Here is a 1,085-nt window from a genome sequence, read left to right as displayed (position 1 = left end):
CGTATGCGGCAATCGTCCTCGCGAAAGGCGACGTCGAGCACCCAGTGCATGCAGTTTTCGATGCCCCAGTGCGCCCGCACAGTCTGCGCAAGATGGGCCGCTTTGGCAGGCAGGCTGCTCAGGTAGTATCGTCGTTCGACGCTGGCAGTTCCACTGCTGTTCCTGCCGATGATTTCGCGCGTCGATTCGATCATGATCAGGCTACGTACGCCCACCCAGTGCTGCTGTTGCTCGCCAAGCCAGGCAACGTCATTGGTGACTAGGCAGCGCCGCGTTTCGATACGTCCATGATCTTTTTCAGTCTGGATATGATCCCAGAAAGGACGATCCATCTTGCCCGCATCAGCCGCATCGAACCACAGTTTGATGGCTTCAGCCAAGCCCGGTTGATTGTTCTTCACGCCCAGCACATAGTCGGCGCCGCTGGCGACGATCTTTGCAGCAATATCGTGCTGACATCCCATCGCGTCGATCGTGATGACGGCGCCTTTGATATCGAGTGTCGCCAACAATTCCGGTATGGCAGTGATTTCATTGCTCTTGTCGGCGGTCCTGATCTGCCCCAGGGTCAGCCCGCTTGCGCTACTCCATGCCGATACAAGATGAATCGCGCCGTGCTTTCCATCATGGGAACCGCGTACACACTTGCCATCGATAGCAATGTGCTGCCCCTCAAGAGAGGGGCACATCGAACTCATCCATCGTGTAAAGCAGAGCTCGAATTGCGCCGCATCGAGCAGCGAAAAGACCCGTCCAAAAGTGTCATGCGAGGCAATACCGTTGACAAAGGGCAGGTGCTGGCGCAGCCAGTCAAGCTTCATTTCGCCCCATTCCACAACCGAGATCCAAGTCTCCGCTCCACTGATGACGGCGCAGATGGCGGCCAACAGCAATTCATCGAGTTGGTAGGCGCATTGACGCGCACGCGGATCGGTCAAATCATTGAATGCAGCTACCAGCGCTATCGGTTCGTTAGTCATTTGCTCATCCAAATATTGAGAGTAAACGCCTTTCTCAACGAGTTTACAAGCAATATTTGCCAACTTCGCCATCGGCTACACCTTCGCCTTCATGCAATCGCCCTG

Annotated in this window: 1 protein-coding gene; it reads right to left on the bottom strand. The window is 55.5% G+C overall.

The window, feature by feature from the left end:
* Positions 1-1,052 (bottom strand): ISAs1 family transposase (locus tag ACFDR9_RS27750; protein ID WP_409033082.1); only part of this gene is annotated, 1,052 nt, incomplete at its 3' end.
* Positions 1,053-1,085: the final 33 nt, after the last annotated feature.

Source organism: Janthinobacterium sp. CG_23.3 (assembly GCF_046115965.1).
GTDB lineage: Bacteria > Pseudomonadota > Gammaproteobacteria > Burkholderiales > Burkholderiaceae_D > Janthinobacterium.
The sequence above is the reverse complement of the archived record's forward strand: the minus strand, read 5'-3'. Positions and strand labels throughout refer to the sequence as shown.